This window comes from Sporosarcina sp. FSL K6-3457, assembly GCF_038007285.1.
GTDB lineage: Bacteria > Bacillota > Bacilli > Bacillales_A > Planococcaceae > Sporosarcina.
On the sequence record NZ_JBBOWX010000001.1, the window covers coordinates 181,036 to 196,661 of the forward strand.

12 protein-coding genes and 1 riboswitch are annotated in these 15,626 nt (G+C 43.5%); of the genes, 11 read left to right on the plus strand and 1 reads right to left on the minus strand.

The window, feature by feature from the left end; all coding sequences use genetic code 11:
* Positions 1 to 160: 160 nt before the first annotated feature.
* Positions 161 to 3,607, minus strand: a complete 3,447-nt coding sequence (gene metH / locus N1I80_RS00870) for a methionine synthase (RefSeq protein WP_340736106.1) — start codon at positions 3,605 to 3,607, stop codon at positions 161 to 163.
* 101 nt (positions 3,608 to 3,708) lie between these two features.
* Positions 3,709 to 3,815: riboswitch (SAM riboswitch) on the minus strand.
* A gap of 144 nt (positions 3,816 to 3,959) precedes the next feature.
* Here metH and N1I80_RS00875 point away from each other — a divergent pair.
* The 11 genes from N1I80_RS00875 (at position 3,960) to N1I80_RS00925 (ending at position 15,625) form a co-directional block, all read left to right on the plus strand.
* The gene (locus N1I80_RS00875) at positions 3,960 to 4,145 is read left to right on the plus strand and encodes a histidine kinase (protein WP_340736107.1); all 186 of its coding nucleotides are present in this window, start codon (positions 3,960 to 3,962) and stop codon (positions 4,143 to 4,145) included.
* 128 nt (positions 4,146 to 4,273) lie between these two features.
* On the plus strand, positions 4,274 to 4,864 hold the full coding sequence (locus N1I80_RS00880; RefSeq protein WP_340736108.1) for a biotin transporter BioY: 591 nt from the start codon (positions 4,274 to 4,276) through the stop codon (positions 4,862 to 4,864).
* Between the two features lies 1 nt (position 4,865).
* Positions 4,866 to 5,870 carry a biotin synthase BioB gene (bioB, locus tag N1I80_RS00885; protein WP_340736109.1) on the plus strand — a complete coding sequence of 335 codons (1,005 nt, stop codon included), beginning with the start codon at positions 4,866 to 4,868 and terminating at the stop codon, positions 5,868 to 5,870.
* A gap of 160 nt (positions 5,871 to 6,030) precedes the next feature.
* Complete coding sequence (locus tag N1I80_RS00890) at positions 6,031 to 7,713, plus strand: hypothetical protein (protein WP_340736110.1); 1,683 nt, start codon at positions 6,031 to 6,033, stop codon at positions 7,711 to 7,713.
* 191 nt (positions 7,714 to 7,904) lie between these two features.
* Entirely contained in the window at positions 7,905 to 8,375 is a 471-nt protein-coding gene (locus N1I80_RS00895; RefSeq protein WP_340736111.1) for a CtsR family transcriptional regulator, read from the plus strand.
* Between the two features lie 31 nt (positions 8,376 to 8,406).
* Positions 8,407 to 8,961, plus strand: coding sequence for a UvrB/UvrC motif-containing protein (locus N1I80_RS00900; protein WP_340736112.1), 555 nt, complete (start codon positions 8,407 to 8,409; stop codon positions 8,959 to 8,961).
* Entirely contained in the window at positions 8,951 to 10,039 is a 1,089-nt protein-coding gene (locus N1I80_RS00905; protein WP_340736113.1) for a protein arginine kinase, read from the plus strand. The genes N1I80_RS00900 and N1I80_RS00905 overlap by 11 nt, the downstream gene beginning before the upstream one ends.
* A 225-nt stretch (positions 10,040 to 10,264) precedes the next feature.
* Positions 10,265 to 12,724, plus strand: a complete 2,460-nt coding sequence (gene clpC / locus N1I80_RS00910) for an ATP-dependent protease ATP-binding subunit ClpC (RefSeq protein WP_340736114.1) — start codon at positions 10,265 to 10,267, stop codon at positions 12,722 to 12,724.
* Positions 12,724 to 12,921, plus strand: a complete 198-nt coding sequence (locus N1I80_RS00915) for a hypothetical protein (RefSeq protein WP_340736115.1) — start codon at positions 12,724 to 12,726, stop codon at positions 12,919 to 12,921. Before clpC ends, N1I80_RS00915 begins: the two co-directional genes overlap by 1 nt.
* A gap of 37 nt (positions 12,922 to 12,958) precedes the next feature.
* Positions 12,959 to 14,332 (plus strand): DNA repair protein RadA, encoded by a 1,374-nt coding sequence (gene radA, locus N1I80_RS00920; protein ID WP_340736116.1) that lies wholly within the window; start codon positions 12,959 to 12,961, stop codon positions 14,330 to 14,332.
* A gap of 189 nt (positions 14,333 to 14,521) precedes the next feature.
* Positions 14,522 to 15,625: a PIN/TRAM domain-containing protein gene (locus N1I80_RS00925; RefSeq protein WP_340736117.1), complete on the plus strand. Its 1,104-nt coding sequence runs from the start codon at positions 14,522 to 14,524 to the stop codon at positions 15,623 to 15,625.
* The last annotated feature ends 1 nt before the right edge of the window (position 15,626 follow it).

The following is a 15,626-nucleotide window of genomic DNA, read 5'->3' on the forward strand; positions in this document are numbered from 1 at the left end:
AGCGTTTTTATACTGTGAAATAAAATGAAAAAATGGTTCCTCTCAATGTAGGAACCATTTTTTCTCGTAGTAATCAAATAACATAAAACTCGGAAAGTCTATTATTTCAGTATTCTACCCCGTCACTTTCTTCAATTAATTTTGCGATCTTCTGTTTTCATTAATCCACATTAAAGTACCTTGCATCTGGATGTGCGAAAACAATTGCGGAAACTGATGCTTCTGGTTCCATCATGAATTCCTCTGTTAAATGGACGCCGATGTCTTCTGGTTTTAACAGTTTGAATAATTTTGCTTGGTCCTCTAGGTTCGGACAGGCAGGATAACCGAACGAGAAGCGTTGTCCTGTATACTTTGCTGCAAAGCGTTCAAGCATTGTAAAGTCTGTTGGGTCTGGAGTGCCCAAGTGATCGCGCATTTCTTGGTGAATCCGTTCCGCAAATCCTTCCGCCAGCTCAAGTGCAGTTGCTTGGAAGGCGTGGCTTTCTAGGAACTTGCCTTCCGCTTTAAACTTATCTGCGAAAGCTCGTACACCATGTCCTGCTGTCACTTGCATGAAGCCGACATAATCCATCACGCCACTAGAGACTGGTTTCAAAAAGTCTGCTAGGCAAAGGAATGGTTCTTTGCTTTGACGCGGGAATGTGAAGCGTTCAATTTCCTTTGTCGCATCCTCTGGATCGTAGACAATGACATCATCGCCATCGGATTGTGCTGGGAAGAATTGATAGAGACCCGATGCGGATAAGTGACCCGATTCTAAAAATCCAGTGACCATTTCATGTAGCTCCACCGCACGTGGTTCTTTGTTTTCTAGCATTTTATTGACATTGCCCCGTAGGCCGAGATGATGGCCGATCAGTGTCCGCATGTTGACGTACGGATAGAGATGGGGAACGGAATAGTCTTTTTGAATACGGCGACGCAAATCTTTTGGGACGACAACGGGCACATCTTCGCGTACGGTCTTCACAGGCTTTGGTGCAATTACCTCTGGAGCATTTGCTAGTTTGGCTGCCTTAATGGCATCGTTTGCCGCCCGTTTTTCCCGTTGTTCGTCTAGTTCAATTAATAGCGCAGCCTTTTCTTCTTTATCCTGAAGGCGATTGGCTAGTTCTAGTCCGAACATCGCGTCTTTCGCATATAACACAGGACCATCGTATTCTGCGGCAATTTTTGTATCCGTAAATCGGCGGGTCAGCGCAGCTCCCCCAACCATGATTGGTAAATCGATGCCCGCAGCTTTAAAGTCTTGTGCTGTGATGACCATTTGTTGAGCCGATTTAACGAGTAACCCGGATAATCCGATAATATCAGGCTTTTCTTTTCGAATGACTTCAATTAGCGTTGAAGGGGTTACTTTAATACCGATATCGACGACTGTGAAGCCGTTATTGCTCAAGATGATTTCCACCAAGTTTTTCCCGATATCATGGACATCGCCTTTAACCGTAGCTAGGACGATTTTCCCTTTCCCAGTGTCACCTGCTGATTTGTCCATGAATTGCTCGAGGAATGCTACGGCTGCTTTCATCACTCCGGCACTTTGCAGTACTTCTGCAACAATCAATTTGTTTGTGTTGAATAAACGTCCAACCTCGGCCATCCCATCCATTAATGGTCCGTTAATGACATCGAGGGGTGCATCATACATGTTAAGAGCAGCTTCCAAGTCAGGAATTAAGCCCTCTTTTGTTCCCTCGATTATATAATAGCTAAGGCGTTCTGGAACGGTTTTGGGAATATCATCTTCCGTTTTTTCTTTCTTCTTACCCCGATAGAAATTGGTGAATTCAGCAAGTGTTTCATCCGTTGTGGTGAAGAGTAAATCATTCGCCATCTTAATCTCTGCTTCAGGAATAGAAGCATAACGTTCTAGTTTCTCTGTATTGACAATGGCATAGTCAAGACCTGCCTGTGTGCAGTGATATAAGTACACTGCATTCAATACTTCACGTCCGACAGGTGGAAGTCCAAACGATACGTTACTGACACCGAGAATTGTCAATGCGCGTGGCATTTTTTCTTTTATGAGACGAATGCCTTCGATTGTTTCGACTGCAGAGCCGATGTATTGCTCATCGCCTGTTCCAACCGGGAAAACGAGCGGATCGAAAATAATATCTTCAGGTGCTAGTCCCCATTTGTTGACAAGAAGCTCGTAAGAACGTTCGGCTACTTCAAGTTTACGTTCGCGTGTAACCGCCATTCCAGGTTCGTCGATTGTTCCGACAACGACAGCGGCACCGAATTTTTTAACAAGCGGTAGGACAGCATCATAGCGATCTTCCCCGTCCTCTAAGTTAATGGAGTTGATGATGACTTTCCCTTGTGAATATTTTAAAGCCTCTTCAATAACTTTTTCATCCGTTGAGTCGATAACAAGAGGTACCTTCACCTTTTTTACGACTTCTTGCATGAAATTCTTCACGTCTTCTAACTCATCGCGGTCTGGATTTGCCAGACAGACATCAATGACGTGAGCGCCGCCTTTTACTTGGGCACGTGCAATTTCGGAGGCTTCTTCAAATTTACCATCAACGATGAGCTGCTTAAATTTACGGGAGCCGATGACGTTTGTCCGTTCCCCGATTAATAGTGGACGCATGGAGTCGTCGTACAGCAGGGGTTCAATCCCAGAGATTGAATGGCCATGAATGGTTTCAGGACCTTGTCGAGGTTTTTTATCAGCTACTACTTCACGGATTGCGCGTATATGTTCAGGTGTTGTTCCGCAGCAACCCCCTACGATATTCAACCAGCCCTTATCGGCAAAGCCTTGGAGTTTTTTAGAAAGTGATTCAGGCGATTCGTGGTAATGACCTTCTTCATCTGGCAATCCGGCATTCGGGTAACAGCTGACATAGCTTGTTGCTAGTTCTGACAGCGAACGTAGATGATCGGTCATGAATTCAGGTCCTGTTGCACAATTGAGGCCAACAGAAAGTGGTTTAATATGTTCGATTGAAATATAAAATGCTTCAATACTTTGGCCGGCTAATGTCGTTCCCATCGGCTCAATTGTTCCAGAAATCATCACCGGTAATTCTATCCCAGTTTCTTCGAATGCACGTTTGACACCGAGTGTACCTGCTTTGACATTCAACATATCTTGACTTGTTTCCATCAAAAGTAGATCACAGCCGCCTTCAATCAATGCTTTGGCTTGTATATAAAAATCATTTGTCAATCCATCGAATGTGGCCCCACCTGTAACAGATAATGTTTTTGTTGTTGGTCCCATTGCACCTGCAACGAACCTTGGCCATTCAGAGGTTGAAAAGTCTTTTGCACATTGTTTAGCGAGCTGCGCAGCACGGAAGTTGATGTCATGCGCTTGTTCACCTAAATCATAGTCGTCTAGAACGATTGGTGTTCCGCCAAATGTATTTGTCGAAATAATATCTGCTCCAGCTTCCAAATATTCACGATGAATGCGGTCTAGGACATCGGGTCTTGTTATATTTAAATATTCGTTACAACCATCATATTCTTCGCCACCGAAATCCTCGGGAGAAAGGTTAGCATTTTGTAGCATAGTCCCCATCGCACCATCCATGATGAGTATTCTTTTTTGTAGCTGTTCTTCAATAAGATATTTCGACATTAGGAATCACTCTCTTTCTTCGTATCACTCATTTTGTAGTTTTTTATAAATAAAAAAAGCCTTCCTGGAAAGAAGGCTTTACGAATATACGTATTTTTCCCTTCTCATCTTTAGAACCACGGGGGTTCAGCTGGAATTAGCACCAGTCCTTTTTGGCAGGTTGCTGAAGCTTCATAGGGCCAGTTCCCTCAGCTTCTCTTGATAAGAATATATTATTTAGTTAGTTAGCTATTGGTTGAATAATTGAAATCATCATAACGTTATAATTGATTTCCGTCAAGCCGTCCTTTGTAGAATGCTAGAAAGTCTATGGTAAGATGATGTTATTAATAATAAACAGAAGGTGAAATAGTTGAGAGCTTTTAGATATATTATTCCGATCATGATGATTGTCGGGACGGTTAGTATTATGATGTTGAACAAAAGCCACCAAGAGGTTCCGCCCATGTCGCGTATCTATATTACGCTGGGTGCAATGGGGGTGAGTGGAGTTTTAGCTTACTTTCTATTTCCAAAAGATGAGGAAAAAAATAAATGAGAAAACCGCTAGCGAATTTGCTAGCGGTTTTTTTATCTCTTATGAGTTAACCTATATTATTTTTAAGTTGACACATAATGTGTTATCTTTTATCCTATTGTAGATAACACAAAGTGGGAGGCTATTTGATGACAACAGTTACTGTGAAAACGAAAAGTAGAATGAGTACGTTAAGTCTTGTCTATTGTGGGATGTTTGCTTCACTCATGATGATTGGAGCAAATATCACAGCATTTGCACCCTTTCTTGTCGTTGGCGGTGTGCCTATTACATTGCAGACATTTTTTGCGGTTTTATCAGGGCTGCTCTTGGGAAGCCGTTTAGGCGCTATTTCGATGATAGTTTATATGTGTATTGGACTTGCGGGAGCACCAGTCTTTGCGAAATTTAGTGGAGGCTTCGGATCCGTTATTAGCCCAACGTTTGGATTCATCGTGTCATTTATCTTTGTGGCATATATCGCAGGGAAAATTGTTGAAAGGAATAATAAGTTACATAGCTATATCATCGCTGCGCTCGTTGCAATGACGGTGAATTATGTCTTCGGTACAAATTGGATGTATGCTGCCTATAAACTGTGGGCTGCTGCCCCTGACGTTTTTACGTACAAAGTGGCGTGGTTATGGATGATGCCGCCCTTACCGAAAGACATCTTGCTGTCCATTTTGGCGGGGGTGTTTGGTCATCGTATGTACAAAGTGTTGAAAGTGAGGCGTTAATATGATGGAGTACGATGTATTAGCGAAACGTGTACTCGGTGGATATGTCTTAACAGATGATGAAGCGCTCGCCATTTTGGACAGCCCAGATGCCGATTTACTACCACTCCTTCATGCGGCGTATATGATTCGGCAATATTATTACGGAAATAAAGTAAAGCTCAATATGATCATCAATACAAAATCAGGCTTATGTCCGGAAAACTGCGGCTATTGTGCACAGTCTATCGTTTCGACAGCACCGATTGAAAAGTATGCCATGATGAAGCAAGAAGAAATTGTCGCAGGTGCGGCGAGGGCGGTGGAGTTGAATGCGGGGACCTATTGTATCGTGGCGAGCGGTAGGGGACCGGTCAATCGCGAGCTTGACATTGTCATTGATTCAGTAAAGGAAATTAAGTCTAAATATCAACAGATGACGGTCTGTGCTTGTCTTGGATTATTGAAACCGGAACAGGCATTACGGTTAAAGGAAGCTGGCGTTGATCGTTATAATCACAACATCAATACGTCTGCAACACACCATACTAGCATCACAACATCTCATACATTCGATGATCGGGTAAATACAATCGATCTCGTTAAACAGTCCGGTATTTCACCTTGTTCGGGCGTCATTATCGGTATGCGTGAAACGAAAGAAGATGTCATCTCGATGGCTCGTAGCTTGCATGCAATGGATGCAGATTCAATTCCCGTGAATTTTTTACATGCTGTAGATGGGACTCCTCTTGGTGGCACGGATGAATTAGCACCCCGTTATTGCTTGAAGGTGCTGTGCTTGTTCAGATTTATGAATCCATCGAAGGAAATTAGAATTTCTGGCGGGCGTGAAGTAAACTTGCGTAGCTTGCAACCATTTGGCTTATACCCAGCCAACTCGATTTTCATCGGTGATTATTTAACAACGGCTGGTCAAGAAAGTGACCGTGACCGCCAGATGCTCGAGGATTTAGGATTCGAGGTTGACCTCGAACCGCTTATAAAAGAACCCGTCTCTGTTTGAATGAAAAAATGGACTTCCTCATAAAGACAAGGAAGTTCATTTTTTATTGGCAAAGAGAACTATTTCCCCCTGCTTTATTTATAAAAAGTGAAACGATTTCGTAGTTTAATCGTAGAAGAGGTATGTGAAAAAATCTTTGCTATAGAAAAGAGTGTTTTAGATGATTAATTTACTTATCTTCTCGATTATTACGGGTATTGTGTTTAGCTTAATTATTGTCCCGTTTGTGTTGAACAATAAAGAAACGAAAGTGCCGGTCCAGTTTAATAGAGTTGCAGCCCTAGCTAGCACTGCTGTATTATCTACAGTCATCGTATTCATTTTGTATTATGTCACGAATATGGATCGTAACTGGACGTCTTTATGGGGTCTACTCTTCGTGGTTACTTTGTTGGGGACTGTTATGGCTGGTAGTAAGGATCGCAAATTGAAGATTGTTTTATTATTAGGAGCAATCGCCTTCGGGGCATATATCTTGAGTGCACCTTTATTCAACGCGGATCGGAAATACAAGGCGGTTGAAATGGAGCAGCAGGTGGAAATCAAAGCGTTTGATGAAACAAAAACACCTGCAAGCGTGCCGCCGAAGTTTGCACGTAACAAGATGAAAAAATCGTTCAATCAAGTGCCGAATACGAGTTACTATGAGCTTGGTCATTTGCAAATTCAAAAAGTGGGTGACGAATTCGTCTATATTGCGCCTGTTGAATTTTCGGGCCTTTTTAAGTGGTGGACTGGGAAAACGACACCGGGCTATTTCACAATGAGTGCGACTGACTCGGCAGATAATCCCAAATTTGTGCAGGCTGAGATGACTTATACACCGTCGTCCTATTTCCATAAGCAAATAGAGCGCCATATACGGATGAAAATGCCGAACCTTATTTTTTATGGGGATGTTCAGCTAGAAATTGATGATGAGGGGAAGCCCCATTATATCCGTTCATATGGGAACTTTATTTCAGCGCGTGACGGTTTTGATGTACAAGGGGTTGTGGTTGCTGATCCGGCAACGGGCGCTATGAAGCAATATGCACTTGCGGATGTACCTGCGTTTATCGATGGGGCGGTTTCTCCTGAGGCAGTTAGCTTACAGAATAGTTATTTTGGCAACTATGTTCATGGCTTCTGGAATTCGGTATTCGGGAAGAAAGATGTGAAATTACCTTCAGATGAAGGGACGGAAGCCAATGTGAGTCCGATTTTTGATGAAAATGGTCATATGTATTACTTCACCGATTTCACAAGTCCAAAAGAAGGCGTCGATTCGATGCTGGGCTATGCCTTGACGGATGGTCGGACGGGTGAAGCGATGTATTATACAGGTAATCTAGAAGAATCGTATATGGATTCACAAGGTGCTCTCCAGATTATTGAAAAGAAATTTATCGAAAAGAAATGGTCTGGTGAAATGCCAGTCTTGTACAACTTTTATGGGGAGGCAAGCTGGTTGACGCCGGTGCTTGATTCAAACGGATTTTTGCAAAATTATTTCATCATATCGGCTGCAAATCCTGAAATATCGGTGTACGGAAATTCTCCAAATGAAGCTCTAAAATTGTATAAAACGGCGCTTCAACGTGGGGGGAGTACTGTCGATGGCAGTTCGAGCGCTGAAGAGGCCCAAGCAAAGGTGACTGTCATACGGGTATTTAAGGAACCGGCGGGCGACTTTACGCTCGTTTCGTTTTTGACCACGGATGGACGGAACTTCATCGTGTCATCTGAAGCTGTGCCGCTCGCTATTTATATCCAAGAAGGTGATCAGTTGATGATTACGTATCTAGAAACGGGTGAACTGTTCTTACCAGTGAAGGATTTGACGAATAGCACTGTGAAGTAATGTGTGACGGAGTACAGGGGAATTCCTCTTGTACTCCGTTTTTTAAATGGATGACTAAACGCTATCTATTCATGCCGATACTAGCGAGGCATAGTGCTTTTCAATTGCAGAACAAACAGAACGTCATGTACAATTAAGTCAAAGATAGTCAAAGTCAACGGCTTATCACCCGGTATGAAAGAGGTGAGGACATGAGAAATATTTCTGACATTATAGAAGGTTATTTAAAGGCCATCATCGAAGAAGAACGGAAAGGCGCGATTGAAATTAAGCGTAGCGAAGTTGCGGAGAAGTTTCAATGCGTTCCTTCGCAGATCAATTACGTTATTAAAACCCGTTTTACAGCAGAACGTGGTTATGCAGTTGAATCGAAGCGTGGCGGCGGTGGGTATATCCGAATTTTTCGTGTGCGGACCAATTCGCGTAAAGAATTGATTGAACATATTTTAGAAGGGATTCGAACGGGAGTCTCCTTTACGATGGCTGAGGACGTTGTCTACAGGCTGATGGAAGAGGAAGTTATATCAGAGCGTGAATCGAAGCTCATTCTAGCTGCGGTTGATCGTACGACGCTCTATCAGCCACTTCCAGAACGTGATATCCTGCGTGCACGAATTTTACAGGCGATGCTTGTAACGCTTATTTACGAGCAACTAGACTGATTGTCAATCTAACTACGATGAGGTGATTTCCTTGATATGCGAAAATTGTAAAGAACGACCGGCCTCTGTCATTATTACGCAAGAAAGTGTGGTTGGCTCAGTGGAGCGTCATTTATGTGATAAATGCGCTTTTCATACACAAACATTCCATTTCGACCCGAATCAGGAACCGTTGTCCATCCAGCAGTTTCTCTCTCACTGGTTTAGTGGAGCGGATCCGTTTCAGGCGCAGCAACAGGCGCGAGGTGAATCGCAGCCAGGGCTTGAGTGCCCTTCATGTGGTTTGACATTCCAAAAATTTCTCGACATCGGAAAGTTCGGTTGTGCAACCTGTTACGACACATTCCGTGAGAAATTGCCGCATGTATTACGAAAACTACACAATGGACATTCCATCCACGGAGGCAAAGTTCCGGTGTCATTCAATGAAATGTATGCTGTTAAAAAGAAAATCGAAGAAATTCGTGTGAAGATGAAAGTTGCAATCGAAGCTGAGCATTTTGAAGAAGCAGCAGCTTTACGTGATGAGGCGAATACACTAAAGCAACACCTTGCCCAGGGAGGTGGAACTAGCGATGTCGATTGAAAAGTTTATGCGTAATGCGGTGACAGGTTGGATGACAGCTCATGATGAACATTCGGACATTGTCATGTCAACACGAATCCGGTTGGCGCGCAATTTAACGGGCTACCATTTTCCAATTGCGTTCACGGAAGAAGATGCTATGGCGGTCGACAAGGCTGTTGCAGGTGTCTTACTGGATGCTGATGATAGTAAGTATACTTATACGAAAGTGGCTGACTTACCCGAACTTGAACGGCAAGTGCTTGTGGAAAAGCACTTGATTAGTCCACATTTGGCCAATCCCGATCGTCAAGGGGCGGTCATTTTATCGGAAGACGAAACGATAAGTGTCATGGTCAATGAAGAAGATCATATCCGCATTCAATGTATCTATCCAGGGCTACAGCTCGAAGATGCCTACAATCAGGCCAATGAGGTGGATGATCATTTAGAAAAAGAACTTCCCTATGCGTTTGATGAGGATTTTGGCTATTTGACAAGCTGTCCATCGAATACAGGAACCGGTATGCGGGCGTCCGTTATGATGCATTTACCGGCCTTGACGATGACGAAGCAAATTGATCGTATCATCCCTGCGATTTCAAGACTCGGTATGGTCGTTCGCGGTAGCTATGGTGAAGGAAGTGAGGCGCCTGGCAATGTTTATCAAGTCTCTAATCAGACAACACTTGGTAAAACGGAACAAGAGATTCTCGTTGACTTGGGCAATATTACATCCCGCTTGATAGCACATGAACGGAACTCACGCGAATTGCTACTTGCTAAGTCGCGGGTTGCACTTGAAAATAGGCTTTTCCGTTCACTTGGTACGATTAGCTATGCTCGTTTGTTGCCGTCGGGAGAGGCGGCACGCTGTCTATCGGATGTTCGACTAGGCATCGATATTGGCATTATCGAGGATATTGATATGTCTATTTTGAATGAACTGATGATTTTTATGCAGCCTGGATTTTTACAACAATATGCCGATGTGGAATTATCACAGGAAGAACGGGATATATTTAGAGCGAAACTATTCCGTGAACGACTCCATGCTGAGCGTACATCAGCTTCGGCGGAGAAAAGCAGTGAAGAGTGAGCAAGTGTTTTGCGCATACCCTATCATTTTAGTATAGTTAAGTCAAAGATAGTCAAAGTCAATTTTGATAATAAAGGAGTTCTCGTGTGTCCGGTTGAATACGTATAAATGAGGGAAACTACATTTTGTCCCTTGGCAGATGAGAAAATTAATTGATTATGATAAAAGGTAGGTTATTTAAGCGATAACTCTGCTTAAAAACCTTATAGAAGGAGAGGACTGAATATGATGTTTAATCGATTTACACAGCGTGCACAAAAAGTGTTGCAACTTGCCCAAGAAGAAGCGATTCGGATGAAACACGAATCCATCGGAACAGAGCATATTTTGCTTGGACTTATACGTGAAGGCGGAGGTATTGCCGCAAAAGCGCTTGAAGCGATAGATGTTAGCTTTGAAACAATCGAACAAGGTGTAGAAAAACTTGTCGGTGCAGGGACAAAGGAAGTCGGTCCGATCGTTCATTATACGCCGAGAGCTAAAAAGGTCATTGAATTATCGGTAGATGAATCACGTAAACTGGGTCATTCTTATATCGGAACAGAGCATATTTTACTTGCGCTTATTCGCGAAGGTGAAGGCGTTGCGGCACGTGTTTTGAACAATGCGGGTGTCAGTCTGAACAAGGCGCGTCAACAAGTGCTACAGCTGTTAGGTAGTAATGACAGTTCAGCGGGTAGTCAAGGTGTTGCGAATTCTGCATCGACGCCGACATTGGATAGTCTCGCACGTGATTTAACAGAAATCGCACGTGAAGGTACACTCGATCCAGTTATCGGACGTAGTAAGGAAATTACACGTGTCATCGAAGTGTTAGCGCGTCGTACAAAAAACAATCCTGTTCTAATCGGAGAACCGGGTGTTGGGAAAACGGCTATCGCAGAAGGTTTGGCGCAACAAGTTGTGAATAATGAGGTGCCGGAAATTCTTCGTGATAAGCGGGTGATGACGCTAGATATGGGGACGGTCGTCGCAGGCACGAAATACCGCGGTGAATTTGAGGACCGCATGAAAAAAGTAATGGAAGAGATTCGACAAGCAGGCAATATTATTCTGTTCATTGACGAGTTGCATACACTCATTGGCGCAGGTGGAGCTGAAGGTGCAATCGATGCATCTAATATTTTGAAGCCTTCCCTAGCGCGTGGCGAACTACAATGTATCGGCGCGACAACGCTTGACGAATATCGTAAATATATTGAAAAAGATGCTGCACTTGAAAGGCGATTCCAGCCGATTCAAGTCGATGAGCCAACTGTTGATGAAACCATCCAAATCATTTATGGATTGCGTGATCGCTATGAAGCGCATCACCGCGTGAAAATTACAGATGCGGCAGTTGAAGCAGCGGCAAAAATGTCGGATCGTTATATTTCCGATCGTTTCCTTCCGGATAAAGCGATTGATTTGATTGATGAGGCAGGCTCGAAAGTACGCCTTCGTTCATATACAACACCACCGAATTTGAAAGAACTTGAATTGAAATTGGAAGCAATCCGTTCTGAGAAGAACGCAGCTGTCCAAAGTCAAGAGTTTGAAAAGGCTGCTTCTTTCCGCGACAAGGAACAGAAGATGAAAGAAGAGCTTGAAACAACGAAAACAGCTTGGAAAGAAAAACAAGGGCAAACAGAATCGGAAGTGACAGTTAACGAAATCGCAGAAGTGGTAGCGATGTGGACGGGAATTCCGGTTTCTAAAATTGCTGAAACAGAAACGGCAAAATTGCTAAATATGGAAGAAGTGCTACACGAACGTGTCATTGGTCAAGCGGAAGCAGTGACGGCTATTTCCCGGGCAATACGTCGAGCGCGTGCTGGATTGAAAGATCCGAAACGTCCGATTGGGTCGTTCATTTTCCTAGGACCTACGGGCGTCGGGAAAACAGAATTGGCAAGAGCACTTGCGGAAGTCATGTTTGGGGATGAAGATGCGATGATTCGTGTCGACATGTCTGAGTATATGGAAAAGCACTCGACATCACGTCTTGTTGGATCGCCTCCAGGCTATGTCGGCTATGACGAAGGCGGCCAGTTGACGGAAAAAGTACGTCGCAAGCCTTATTCAGTTGTACTGTTGGATGAAATTGAAAAAGCGCATCCGGATGTCTTCAATATTCTTCTGCAAGTATTGGAAGATGGTCGCTTGACAGATTCTAAAGGTCGCACAGTTGATTTCCGTAACACGGTTGTCATTATGACATCTAATGTGGGTGCTCAAGCATTGAAGAAAAATCGATATGTCGGCTTCAATTTGCAAGAAGCAGGACAGGATTATAAAGGTATGAAAGAAACGATGCTTGGCGAGTTGAAGAAAGCATTCCGACCGGAGTTCTTGAATCGTGTCGATGAAATGATTGTTTTCCACTCGCTTGAAAAAGAACATTTACGTAAAATTGTTACATTGATGTCTAATGAGTTAACGAAACGTCTTGGTGAACAAGATATTGAACTGGCTTTAACAGATGAGGCAAAACTGAAAATTGTTGATGAAGGATACGACCCAGAATATGGTGCTCGTCCATTGCGCCGAGCTCTCCAGAAGCATGTTGAAGACCGGCTTTCTGAAGAACTCCTAAAAGGGACTGTACTGACAGGTGGAAAAGTGCTTGTAGATGTAGAAGATGGTGAATTCATCGTCAAGACGGTTGTGGATGAACAGAAAGAACAGGTTGTATTAGAAAAATAATGAATGAACTGGATAGTCCATCCATCGAAAAAATTCGATGGAATGGGACTGTCCTTTTCATCTTCATTCATCTGAAGGAAGGCAACCATCGCCGCGTCCCAAAAAGTGTCTTAATTTCTGCAAAGTACGCAGAAATACGACAAATCGAACCCTTTGCTGTTCGCTTGGCACTTGTTCGATTCGAAATTTGGACGTAATTGCGCCGAGGCGTAATTGATATATGAGGAGGATTTTATGGCGAAAAGAAAGACGAAATTCATGTGTAAATCCTGTGGCTATGAATCGCCCAAATGGATGGGTCGTTGCCCGGGATGTGGGGAATGGAATACGATGGATGAGGAAGTTGAAATCGTTCAAAAAGGCCCGCGTGGCGCATTCCAGCATACTGATAATATACGTCAGAAGGCCATGCCAATTAGTGCCATTGAAACGGTGGAGGAGCCGCGGATTGATACGGATTTAGATGAGTTAAATCGAGTGCTTGGTGGCGGGGTTGTCCCTGGCTCGCTCGTCCTTATTGGTGGAGATCCAGGAATCGGCAAGTCCACGCTGTTGTTGCAAGTATCATCGCTACTTGCCAATAAAGGGCAGCGCGTGCTGTATATTTCAGGTGAGGAATCAATACGTCAGACGAAGCTCCGTGCAGAACGGCTTGGTGTAGCGTCAGATGAACTTTATATTTATGCAGAAACAGATTTGAGTCAAATTCATGAAACGATTGCTAGTGTGGAGCCGCAGTTTGTTATTGTTGACTCCATTCAAACGGTTCATCATCCTGAGGTGACGTCCGCGCCGGGGAGCGTGTCGCAAGTACGTGAGTGTACAGCTGAATTGATGCGGATTGCTAAGACAAAGAATATCGCTATTTTCCTTGTTGGGCATGTCACGAAGGATGGACAAATTGCGGGACCGAGATTACTAGAGCATATGGTGGATACTGTTCTTTATTTTGAAGGGGAGCGTCATCATACGTACCGAATTTTACGCAGTGTGAAAAACCGGTTCGGTTCGACAAATGAAATTGCTATTTTTGAAATGTTACAGTCTGGTTTGAAAGAGGTTTTGAATCCGTCTGAACTGTTCCTGCAGGAAAGGTCACAGGGGGGAGCTGGCTCAACAGTCGTTGCTTCGATGGAAGGTACGAGGCCAATCCTTGTTGAAATACAAGCGTTGGTAACTCCATCTAGCTTCAACTATCCGAAGCGAATGGCGACAGGACTTGATCAAAACCGTGTGTCACTGCTCATGGCGGTGTTGGAAAAGCGGATGGGCATGTTGCTACAGGCACAGGATGCTTATATTAAAGTGGCGGGTGGTGTGAAGTTAGATGAGCCGGCAATTGACTTGGCTGTGCTAATGAGCATCGTCTCGAGCTATAAAGACACAGCGGCTGGCTTGTCTGATTGTTTTATTGGCGAAGTCGGGCTGACGGGTGAAGTGCGTCGGGTTTCTCGAATCGAACAGCGTGTGACAGAGGCGGCAAAGCTAGGCTTTGAACGTGCAATCGTTCCGGCATCTAATTTAGGGGGATGGGACTACCCAGCTGGCATTCGCGTTGTCGGTGTTGAAACGGTTAGCGATGCGCTTAAGCTCGCCTTCTCAAACTAGCTTGAGTACAGGGTTGTCGTGCCGACAATCCTGGATCTCTCGTATATAAATTCTGTTGTTCAAGAAGAAACTTTGGTGTATGCAATGGAGTCCTATTCTATGCGGAAGAAAACTTCGCTATTTATAACTGTTTATCAAGGCAGTTTGTAGGGGAAACATGTATAATTATTAAAAAAGGAGGTGGTTCATATGTTGAAAAGAGTAGTTCAAGTGTCATTCCTGCTTGTTGGTGGAACACTCGGCGTATTATTTTTACCGCATTTATTCACATTATTTTCTTTTACTTCAAATCCATTTATCAACAATCCATATGTTTTCGCCACTGTTGGGACAGTGATTCTATTTGTGTTAAGTCTCTTTCTAACTGAACCAATCGTTAATTTTATTAAATGGCTAGAAGAGCGTTTACTGAGAGCACCAATTTTCGATTTGTTATTTGGGACGATTGGTCTTACGGTTGGTTTAAGTTTAGCGTTTCTCGTCAGCTTCGGTTTAAGTAGTATTCAGATTCCCATCATCACATCTGTCTTACCGATTCTGTTATCGATTCTTCTCGGTTATCTAGGTTTCCAAGTTGGTTTTAAAAAGCGTGAGGAGTTCATATATGCTGTGCAGACTACAAAAAGTGGTGGTGTGAAAAAGAAAGAGGCTGAAGAGGCGTCTGCGAAAACAAACGGCAAGCTTAATAAAATATTGGATACGAGCGTCATTATTGATGGTCGGATTGCCGATATTTCAGCTACGGGTTTTCTTGAAGGTATACTTGTAGTTCCGCAGTTCGTCTTGACAGAATTACAACATATTGCAGATTCTTCGGATACATTGAAAAGGACCAAAGGCAGAAGAGGGCTAGATGTCTTAAAGCGCATGCAAACAGACGATGGACCTAATATTTTAATCACAGACGAGGATTTTACTGATGTGCTGGAAGTTGACTTGAAACTTGTGCGCTTGGCCAAAAAAATGGGTGGACTGGTCGTAACAAATGATTTCAATTTGAATAAAGTTGCGGATTTGCATGGCGTGTCTGTGTTGAATATTAATGACTTGGCGAATGCTGTGAAACCAGTAGTTATTCCAGGTGAAGATATGCATGTTGTCGTTATTAAAGACGGTAAAGAGCATAATCAAGGAATTGCTTATTTGGATGATGGGACGATGATTGTTGTTGAAGATGGAAAATTCCATATTGGCAATGCAATCGATGTTGTTGTGACGAGTGTGTTGCAAACGTCTGCGGGAAGAATGATTTTTGCGAAACCGAAAAACGGCAAACCAGCAAGAGCCAATTAAG

Excerpts from the sequence above, each read along its gene's own strand:
- metH (WP_340736106.1), bottom strand. The coding sequence starts at position 3,607 with ATGTCGAAATATCTTATTGAAGAACAGCTACAAAAAAGAATACTCATC.
- bioB (WP_340736109.1), top strand. The coding sequence starts at position 4,866 with ATGATGGAGTACGATGTATTAGCGAAACGTGTACTCGGTGGATATGTC.
- N1I80_RS00905 (WP_340736113.1), top strand. The coding sequence starts at position 8,951 with ATGTCGATTGAAAAGTTTATGCGTAATGCGGTGACAGGTTGGATGACA.
- radA (WP_340736116.1), top strand. The coding sequence starts at position 12,959 with ATGGCGAAAAGAAAGACGAAATTCATGTGTAAATCCTGTGGCTATGAA.
- clpC (WP_340736114.1), top strand. The coding sequence starts at position 10,265 with ATGATGTTTAATCGATTTACACAGCGTGCACAAAAAGTGTTGCAACTT.
- N1I80_RS00925 (WP_340736117.1), top strand. The coding sequence starts at position 14,522 with ATGTTGAAAAGAGTAGTTCAAGTGTCATTCCTGCTTGTTGGTGGAACA.
- N1I80_RS00880 (WP_340736108.1), top strand. The coding sequence starts at position 4,274 with ATGACAACAGTTACTGTGAAAACGAAAAGTAGAATGAGTACGTTAAGT.
- N1I80_RS00890 (WP_340736110.1), top strand. The coding sequence starts at position 6,031 with ATGATTAATTTACTTATCTTCTCGATTATTACGGGTATTGTGTTTAGC.
- N1I80_RS00915 (WP_340736115.1), top strand. The coding sequence starts at position 12,724 with ATGAATGAACTGGATAGTCCATCCATCGAAAAAATTCGATGGAATGGG.
- N1I80_RS00895 (WP_340736111.1), top strand. The coding sequence starts at position 7,905 with ATGAGAAATATTTCTGACATTATAGAAGGTTATTTAAAGGCCATCATC.